Source organism: Streptomyces sp. XM83C (assembly GCF_023072675.1).
Taxonomy (GTDB): domain Bacteria; phylum Actinomycetota; class Actinomycetes; order Streptomycetales; family Streptomycetaceae; genus Streptomyces; species Streptomyces thermocoprophilus.
In genome coordinates, this window is record NZ_JALLGL010000368.1 from 1 (window position 1) to 5,512 (window position 5,512).

At 72.1% G+C, this 5,512-nt stretch carries 4 protein-coding genes, 1 rRNA gene and 1 pseudogene; 1 reads left to right on the plus strand and 5 read right to left on the minus strand.

Features of this window, described 5'->3' with window-relative positions; translation table 11 throughout:
* A 5S ribosomal RNA gene (gene rrf / locus MTQ10_RS27315) occupies positions 1-78 on the plus strand; the annotation flags it as partial.
* A gap of 137 nt (positions 79-215) precedes the next feature.
* Here the strand turns inward: rrf and MTQ10_RS27320 are convergent.
* The 5 genes and pseudogenes from MTQ10_RS27320 to MTQ10_RS27340 all read right to left on the minus strand — a co-directional run.
* On the minus strand, positions 216-1,526 hold the full coding sequence (locus MTQ10_RS27320; protein WP_247472922.1) for a DUF58 domain-containing protein: 1,311 nt from the start codon (positions 1,524-1,526) through the stop codon (positions 216-218).
* The gene (locus tag MTQ10_RS27325; protein WP_247472926.1) at positions 1,526-2,515 is read right to left on the minus strand and encodes an AAA family ATPase; all 990 of its coding nucleotides are present in this window, start codon (positions 2,513-2,515) and stop codon (positions 1,526-1,528) included. The genes MTQ10_RS27320 and MTQ10_RS27325 overlap by 1 nt, the downstream gene beginning before the upstream one ends.
* A pseudogene (locus MTQ10_RS27330) lies at positions 2,515-3,659 on the minus strand (DUF4350 domain-containing protein). Before MTQ10_RS27330 ends, MTQ10_RS27325 begins: the two are co-directional and overlap by 1 nt.
* Positions 3,656-4,429 (minus strand): DUF4129 domain-containing protein, encoded by a 774-nt coding sequence (locus MTQ10_RS27335; RefSeq protein WP_247472923.1) that lies wholly within the window; start codon positions 4,427-4,429, stop codon positions 3,656-3,658. The pseudogene MTQ10_RS27330 and the gene MTQ10_RS27335 overlap by 4 nt, the downstream one beginning before the upstream one ends.
* A gap of 4 nt (positions 4,430-4,433) precedes the next feature.
* A partial coding sequence (locus MTQ10_RS27340; protein ID WP_247472925.1) for a glycerophosphoryl diester phosphodiesterase membrane domain-containing protein occupies positions 4,434-5,512 on the minus strand: 1,079 nt, incomplete at its 5' end.

Consider the following 5,512-nt stretch of genomic DNA (forward strand, 5'->3'; position numbering starts at 1 on the left):
CCGAACCCGGAAGCTAAGCCTTACAGCGCCGATGGTACTGCAGGGGGGACCCTGTGGGAGAGTAGGACGCCGCCGAACGATTTTTCCGGGGAGCCCCGCACCATTTGGTGCGGGGCTTTCCGCATTTCAGGGACCTTTCAAGGACCTGGGCGAGAAGGCCGGCATTTGTCGGAGCGAGGATGCGGGCCTGCCTTCGGCAAATGGCCCGCAGTGCCTCAGAGACGCCCTCGGGCCTTGAGATCCAGATATGCGTCGGCCAGTGCCGGCGCCAGTTCCTCCGGCGCCGCGTCCACTACCGTCACGCCGTGACGGCGGAGCTGTTCGGCCGTGCGATGCCGTTCCGACTGTGCGTGAGCCGCTGCGGCGGCCTCGTACACCTTGTCCGCCGTGCCGCGAGAGCGAGCCATCGCGGCGACATACGGATCTGCGACGGACGCCACCAAGACCGAGTGGCGCTGGGTGAGTTGCGGAAGAACAGGCAGGATGCCCTCCTCGAAGGGAGCGGCGTCGAGCGTGGTGAACAGGACGATCAGCGAATGGCGCGGAGCCGTGCGCAGCGCGGTCGTCGTCAGGCGTCGCGCATCCGTCTCGACCAGTTCCGGCTCCACCGTCGCCATGGCGTCCACCAGTGACGGCAGGACGTCGCCGGCCGAGCGCCCCTGCACAAGAGCGCGGACCCGGCGGTCGTACGCCAGCAGATCGACGCGGTCGCCTGCCCTCGATGCCAGCGCGGCCAGGAGCAGGGCGGCATCCATGGCGGCGTCGAGCCGCGGAGCGTCGCCTACGCGGCCGGCCGAGGTGCGACCGGTGTCGAGGACGAGAAGGATGTGCCGGTCACGTTCGGGACGCCACGTGCGTACGGCCACCATCGACTGCCGGGCCGTGGCGCGCCAGTCGATGGAGCGGGTGTCGTCGCCGGGGACGTACTCGCGCAAGCTGTCGAACTCCGTCCCCTCGCCGCGCTGCAGGACACTCGTCCGGCCGTCCAGTTCCCGCAGGCGGGCCAGCTTCGACGGCAGGTGCTTGCGGCTGGTGAACGGTGGCAGGACGCGTACCGTCCACGGCACACGGTGGGTGGCCTGGCGGGCGAAGAGACCGAGAGGGCCGTACGAGCGGATCGTTACACGGTCGGCGTGACGGTCTCCGCGTCGCGTCGGGCGAAGTCGGGTCGTGACTCGGCGGCGTTCACCCCCCGGGACGGCGATGCGGTGCCGGGACGCGGACACCTCTGTGCCGGGCTGCCAGCTGCTCGGCGGCCAGGCGTCCCGGAGACGGCCGCGCAGCATGCGGCCGGAGGGGTTGGTGATCGTCAACGTGACGTCCGCCGGGTCACCCAGGCGTACGGACGTGTCGCCGGAGCGAGTGAGGCGAAGACGTCGTACGGGCGCCGCCAAGGCGTAGTCGCAGGCGCAGGCCACGGCGAGGGAGCCGTTGACCGCGAGGATGCCCGTCCAGCTGGGGTCCCAGAGGCCGACCGGGAGGGAGCCGAGTGCCGCGAGGAGCGCGGCGCGTCCGGTGAACGCCATCAGCGGGGGACGGGGACGTGGGTGAGGATCGCGTTGATGACCGAGTCGGCGGTCACGCCCTCCATTTCGGCCTCCGGGCGGAGCTGCACGCGATGGCGGAGGGTGGGCAGAGCGAGGGCTTTCACATCGTCGGGGATGACGTAGTCGCGGCCGGTCAGCCAGGCCCAGGCGCGTGCGGTGGCGAGCAGGGCGGTCGCGCCGCGGGGGGACACGCCGAGGGTGAGCGACGGCGATTCGCGGGTGGCGCGGCAGATGTCGACGACGTACGCGGTGATCTCGGGGGAGACCGTGGTCTTGGCGACGGCGGTGCGCGCGGCCTCCAGATCGGCGGCGGTGGCGACGGGGCGCACTCCGGCGGCGCGCAGGTCGCGCGGGTTGAAGCCGGCGGCGTGGCGGGTGAGGACGTCGATCTCGTCCTGGCGTGACGGCAGAGGGACCGTCAGCTTGAGGAGGAAACGGTCCAGTTGGGCCTCGGGGAGGGGATAGGTGCCCTCGTACTCGACTGGGTTCTGGGTCGCGGCGACCAGAAACGGCTCGGGGAGCGGTCGGGGGGTGCCGTCGACCGTGACCTGGCGTTCCTCCATGGCCTCCAGGAGGGAGGACTGGGTCTTCGGCGGGGTGCGGTTGATCTCGTCGGCGAGGAGCAGGTTGGTGAAGACGGGGCCGGGCTGGAAGGAGAACTCCGCGGTGCGGGCGTCGTAGACGAGGGAGCCGGTGACGTCGCTGGGCATGAGGTCAGGGGTGAACTGGACGCGTTTGGTCTCCAGTTCGAGTGCGGATGCGAGGGCGCGGACGAGCAATGTTTTGGCGACCCCGGGGACTCCTTCCAGAAGAACGTGTCCGCGGCAGAGCAGAGCGACGACGAGTCCGGTGACGGCGGGGTCCTGGCCGACCACGGCCTTGGCGATCTCGGCGCGCAGGGCTTCGAGGGCGGCCCGGGGGTCGCCCGGATGCCCGGTCTGCCCGGCGTTGTCAGTGGTCGGGTCCATCATGGACGGCGTACCTCTCTTTCGAGGGCGTCGAGTTGGTCGGCGAGCGTGATGAGGGCTGTGTCGTCGTGCGGCGGCGGCCCGAAGAGGAGGGTGTGCAGGTGCTGTCCGTCGCCGTGGAGGTGAGCGGACAGGGCGGGCAGCAGTACCTCGGGCGTGTGGTGGAGCGCAGAGCGGTGGCCGCGCGGTCGCGGGCGTTCGCCTTGCGGTAGAGGCGGGCGCGGCCTTCGGCGGTTTCGGAGGCGCGGATCGCCACGGGGAGTTTTTCGGGGACGAGGGGGCCGAGTCGGCGTGCCCGCCACAGGGCGGCTACGGCTGCGGCGATGAAGAGTTGCAGGGTTCCCCACAGCCAGCCCGACGGCAGCAGGTCCAGGAGGCCCTGTTCGTCGTCGGGATCGGTGGCGGTGGTGTCGGACAGGGAGGGGAGGTACCAGACCAGATGGGGGCGGGAGCCGAGGAGTTGAAGGGCGAGCGAGGCGTTGCCGTGCTCGTCGAGGCGGTCGTTGAAGAGGATGTCGGGCGCGCCCAGGACGATGGTGTCTCCGCCTGCGGTGGCCGGCAGGCGCAGCAGGGTGGCGAGGCGTCGGCTGGGGTAGCACTCGTCGGCGTCGAGGCGGGTGGTGGTGTAGCGGATGCCACCGGTGTCGGCGTTGCCCGCGCGGCGTGCGGCGGGCAGGTCGCAGGCGGGCTCAAGGGTGGAGTGGGCGCTGTTGGCGGGGTCCGCGGTGACCCCGGGCGCGAGGGTCTCCACGGAGGTGACGCCGGGTGCCACGAGGAGAGTGCGGCCACCGGAGTCCGCTGTGGCCTCGTGGAGTTGCCGCTGCTGATGTGCCGTCAGCAGGTCGGGTGCGGCGACCAGGAGGGTGGTGTCCGGGCCGGTGGCGGCGCGTGCCTCGTCGAGTGTGGTGATCACGCGGGTGCTGACGCCTCGTTCGTCGAGGAGCGCGGCGACGGCGCGGCTGCCCTGCGGGTCGACCGAGCGTGGATCGAGCGTGCCGTGCCGGTCGCCGGAGCGTACGACGGCGATGGCGATCGCCCCGGCCAGAAGCAGCAGCAGGGCGATGGCGATGCCGCGGCCGCGGGTGAGGATCTGGCGGGCGGTCGGGGAGGCCGAGGTGGCCGGGAGCGGGGCCTCGGTCGTCATCCGGCGGCTCCCTGGCGGCTGTTGTGGGTGGTGCTGGTCGTGCTGCTCGCGAGGTTGGGTCTGGTGCGTTCGAGGTCGGTGTCGAGTGCGGCCATGCGGCGGTACGCCTCCTCGGTCGCGGCGCGTCCGCCGTATGTGACGTCGTCGAACTCCCGTGCCGCGGCGCGCAGTCGGTCACCGTGGGAGGGCAGGCTGCGGGCGGCTTCGGCGGCGGCCTCGTCGGCGGTGCGGCCGGGCCGGATGTCGAGGAGGGCGCGTTCCTCCAAGGCGCGGACGATGGCGCGCATGCGTTCCTGGAGGGCTTGGTTCCAGTGGCCCTGGGCGGCGTGGGCGTCGGCGGCGGCGCGGTGGTCGGCGGCGCTGCGGGGGCGGTCGTCGAACAGGACGGCGGAAGAGACGGATCGGCCGCCCGGGGTGCCCAGTCGCCACCAGAGGGCGGCCAGGACGGCGATGACGGCGACGACGATGACGACGAGCCCGGTGGTGCCGCCGGGTGCCGCGGTGGATGCGGCGTCGAAGACTCCCTCGAGCCAGTCCCAGAACGCGTTGAGGGCGCGCTCCAGGAGGCTCGGTTCGTTCTCGTGGTACATGCCCTTCGACAGCTCGCGGCGGGCCGCCTCGCGGGCGGGGTCCCGGTCGACGACGACCGGGGGGCCGTCGTCGCCGCGCACCAGGGACAGGAAGTCGCCGGCGCGCAGCAGCGGTCGTACGGCCGGGCCGGTGGTGAGCGGCGCCGAGACCGCGGTGAGGACGTCCCCCGTCAGGCTCACCGCATCAGCTCCCGGGGGCGGGGTCGGTGGGTGCGTAGCCGGGGAGTCCGGCGGCGCGGCCCAGTTCGAGGTCGAGGGCCTCGCGGCGGATGCGCTGGTCGATGTAGAGGAGCACGGTCACGCCGGCCGAGATCGGGAACGTGATCGTGGATCCGATCACCGCGCCGATGCCGCTGATGATCAGGAAGGCCCAGCTGAGGCCGCCGTCGCCCTCGACGAAGCCGGAGAAGCCGTCGTCGCTGGTCGCGGCGCCGATGAGGGTGAACGGGACGACGACGATGGCCGCGACGATGTTCGCGATGATCGTCGCGAGCAGTTGGATGCCGAAGACACGCCACCAGGAGCCGCGGACGAGTTTCGTGGAGCGGCGCAGGGACTTGCCGATGGTCTGCTTCTCCAGCATCAGCGCCGGGGAGGCGAGGGAGAAGCGGATCAGCATCCACAGGGCGACCACGCCGGCGAGGAGGGCGCCGATGACGATGAGACCGGCTCCCGCCTCTGTCTGGCCCGCGACCACCACGAGAATGCCGGGCAGTACGCCGACGGCGCCGATGCCGACGCCGATGAGCAGCAGCAGGAAGATCAGGCCGAACAGCCTCGGAACCTGGGGGCGGGCGTCCTGCCAGGCCTCGCGGGTCGTGACGGACCGGCCGAGGACGGCGCGGCTGGTGACCGTGGTGAGCAGGGCGGTCGCGATGACCATGCCGATCATCTGGACGAGGGAGACGACCGCGCTGCTCAGCAGGACGTCGCCCATCGCGCGGGTGACCTCGCTGAGGGGGGCGCTGGGGTCGTCCAGGGCGTCCGTGCCGGCCCGGTCGTCGAGGACGAAGCCGCGCAGCAGCACTGTGACGACCTCGATGACGACGGCGACGGCCAGCGAGATGCCGAGGACGGTGCGCCAGTGGGCGCGCATCGTCGAGACGGCCCCGTCGAGGATCTCGCCCATGCCGAGCGGGCGCAGCGGGATCACGCCGGGCTTGGCCGCGGGCGGGGGCCCGCCCCAGCCGGAGCCCCAGCCCCGGTAGCCGGCGGGGCCGCCGGCGACCGGGGGCGGGGCTCCGGCCCTGTCCCTTATACACA

Coding starts and splice junctions, on each gene's coding strand:
- MTQ10_RS27325 (WP_247472926.1), bottom strand. CDS start 2,515: ATGGACCCGACCACTGACAACGCCGGGCAGACCGGGCATCCGGGCGAC.
- MTQ10_RS27320 (WP_247472922.1), bottom strand. CDS start 1,526: ATGGCGTTCACCGGACGCGCCGCGCTCCTCGCGGCACTCGGCTCCCTC.